Raw genomic sequence first — 3,394 nt, forward strand, 5'->3', positions numbered from 1 at the left:
GTTCGGCGGTGTCCTACTCTCCCACACCCGCGGGGGTGCAGTACCATCGGCGCTGGCAGGCTTAGCTTCCGGGTTCGGAATGGGACCGGGCGTTTCCCTGCCGCCATGACCACCGAAACTCTCCGAAACAACACCAGAGATGTTTCGTCTGGTGTGGTGTTTCAGAGTTGCAGAGCGGATGCGTAGCAGCTTTGTGGGCAAGTCCTCGGCCTATTAGTACCAGTCCACTCAAAAACACATTACTGTGCGTCCATGTCTGGCCTATCAACCCAATCGTCTCTTGGGGGCCTTAACCCACAAAGGGGTGGGAGACCTCATCTAGGAACAGGCTTCCCGCTTAGATGCCTTCAGCGGTTATCCCTTCCGAACGTAGCTAACCAGCCATGCCACTGGCGTGACAACTGGCATACCAGAGGTTCGTCCGTCCCGGTCCTCTCGTACTAGGGACAGCCTTCCTCAAGTCTCCTACGCGCGCGGCGGATAGGGACCGAACTGTCTCACGACGTTCTAAACCCAGCTCGCGTGCCGCTTTAATGGGCGAACAGCCCAACCCTTGGGACCTACTCCGGCCCCAGGATGCGACGAGCCGACATCGAGGTGCCAAACCATGCCGTCGATATGGACTCTTGGGCAAGATCAGCCTGTTATCCCCGGGGTACCTTTTATCCGTTGAGCGACATCCCTTCCACCAGGAGATGCCGGATCACTAGTCCCTGCTTTCGCACCTGCTCGACCCGTCAGTCTCACAGTCAAGCTCCCTTGTGCACTTACACTCAACACCTGATTGCCAACCAGGCTGAGGGAACCTTTGGGCGCCTCCGTTACCTTTTAGGAGGCAACCGCCCCAGTTAAACTACCCACCAGGCACTGTCCCTGAACCCGATCAGGGCCCTAGGTTAGATTCCCAATCCGACCAGAGTGGTATTTCAACAACGACTCCACGAGAACTAGCGTCCCCGCTTCACAGTCTCCCACCTATCCTACACAAGCCGAACCGAAAACCAATACCAAGCTATAGTAAAGGTCCCGGGGTCTTTCCGTCCTGCCGCGCGTAACGAGCATCTTTACTCGTAGTGCAATTTCACCGGGCCTGTGGTTGAGACAGCCGGAAAGTCGTTACGCCATTCGTGCAGGTCGGAACTTACCCGACAAGGAATTTCGCTACCTTAGGATGGTTATAGTTACCACCGCCGTTTACTGGCGCTTAAATTCTCAGCTTCGCCCCAAAGGAGCTAACCGGTCCTCTTAACGTTCCAGCACCGGGCAGGCGTCAGTCCATATACCTCGTCTTACGACTTCGCATGGACCTGTGTTTTTAGTAAACAGTCGCTTTCCGCTGGTCTCTGCGGCCAACTCACCCTAGCCCGCGAAGGGCTTCAAGTGCTTTGGCCCCCCTTCTCCCGAAGTTACGGGGGCATTTTGCCGAGTTCCTTAACCACAGTTCACCCGACCGCCTTAGTATTCTCTACCTGACCACCTGTGTCGGTTTGGGGTACGGGCCGCACATGTTCTCGCTAGAGGCTTTTCTCGGCAGCAGAGGATCACCCTACTTCGCCTCAACGGCTACGCATCACGTCTCACCCTATATGGGACACGGATTTGCCTATGTCCCGGGCTACACGCTTACACCAGTACAACCACTCACTGGCGGAGCTACCTTCCTGCGTCACCCCATCGCTTGACTACTACTGGCTCAGGCTCCACGCTCACCACCATTGGCCCGAAGGCCGCCGGCAGCTCGGGTGGTTAGTATCACCAGCCTCGTCATGGGCGAACATACGCGGGTACGGGAATATCAACCCGTTGTCCATCGACTACGCCTGTCGGCCTCGCCTTAGGTCCCGACTTACCCTGGGCAGATTAACTTGACCCAGGAACCCTTGGTCATCCGGCGGCAGAGTTTCTCACTCTGCATTCGCTACTCATGCCTGCATTCTCACTCCCACACCCTCCACGACTCGCTTCCACGGCCGCTTCTCTGGATGCAGGACGCTCCCCTACCCAACAACACCACTACACAAGGTTCCCGAAGAACCAAGCGGATGTATTGTGTTATTGACACGGCTTCGGCGGTGTACTTGAGCCCCGCTACATTATCGGCGCAGGACCACTTGACCAGTGAGCTATTACGCACTCTTTCAAGGGTGGCTGCTTCTAAGCCAACCTCCTGGTTGTCTAAGCGACCCCACATCCTTTCCCACTAAGCACACACTTAGGGGCCTTAGCCGGTGTTCTGGGCTGTTTCCCTCTCGACGACGAAGCTTATCCCCCGCCGTCTCACTGCCGCACTCTCACGTGATGGTATTCGGAGTTTGGTTGACTTCGGTAACCCGGTAAGGCCCCTAGGCCATCCAGTAGCTCTACCCCCACCACGAAACATGCGACGCTGCACCTAAATGCATTTCGGGGAGAACCAGCTATCACGGAGTTTGATTGGCCTTTCACCCCTACCCACAACTCATCCCCCAGGTTTTCAACCCTGGTGGGTTCGGCCCTCCACGAGGTCTTACCCTCGCTTCAGCCTGGCCATGGGTAGATCACTCCGCTTCGGGTCTAGACCACGCGACTCACACGCCCTATTCAGACTCGCTTTCGCTACGGCTACCCCACACGGGTTAACCTCGCCACGCAGCACTAACTCGCAGGCTCATTCTTCAAAAGGCACGCCATCACCATCCGAAGATGGCCCTGACGGCTTGTAGGCACACGGTTTCAGGTACTCTTTCACTCCCCTCCCGGGGTACTTTTCATCTTTCCCTCACGGTACTCGTCCGCTATCGGTCACCAGGAAGTATTTAGGCTTACCGAGTGGTCCCGGCAGATTCACAGCAAATTCCACGAGCTCGCTGCTACTCGGGAACACCACCACACCACACCAACACAGCTTTCGCGTACGGGACTCTCACCCACTCCGGTCCACCATCCCAGGCGGTTCCACTAGCCATGCAGCACAATGCCAGAACTGTCAGATTCTGGAAGATGGGTCCCACAACCCCGCACACACAACCCCTGACAGGTATCACATGCGCACGGTTTAGCCTCCTCCGCTTTCGCTCGCCACTACTCACGGAATCACTAGTGTTTTCTCTTCCTACGGGTACTGAGATGTTTCACTTCCCCGCGTTCCCTCCACATACCCTATATATTCAGGTACGGGTAACACCTCATAACAGGTGCTGGGTTTCCCCATTCGGACACCCTCGGATCACAGCTCGGTTGACAGCTCCCCGAGGCTTATCGCAGCCTCCCACGTCCTTCATCGGCTCCTGATGCCAAGACATCCACCATGTGCCCTTAACAACTTGACCACAAAGATGCTCGCATCCACTCTGCAATTCTCAAACACCACACCCAGAAACAACACACCGTGTTGCCTCAGGACCCAACAGCGTAA

At 56.4% G+C, this 3,394-nt stretch carries 2 rRNA genes; both read right to left on the minus strand.

Annotated elements, in window-relative coordinates:
• Positions 1–117, minus strand: a 5S ribosomal RNA gene (rrf, locus tag ABZ193_RS43130).
• A gap of 76 nt (positions 118–193) precedes the next feature.
• Positions 194–3,308, minus strand: a 23S ribosomal RNA gene (locus tag ABZ193_RS43135).
• Between the last annotated feature and the right edge of the window lie 86 nt (positions 3,309–3,394).

It is taken from the genome of Amycolatopsis sp. NPDC006125, from assembly GCF_040614195.1.
Classification (GTDB): Bacteria; Actinomycetota; Actinomycetes; order Mycobacteriales; family Pseudonocardiaceae; genus Amycolatopsis_E; species Amycolatopsis_E tucumanensis.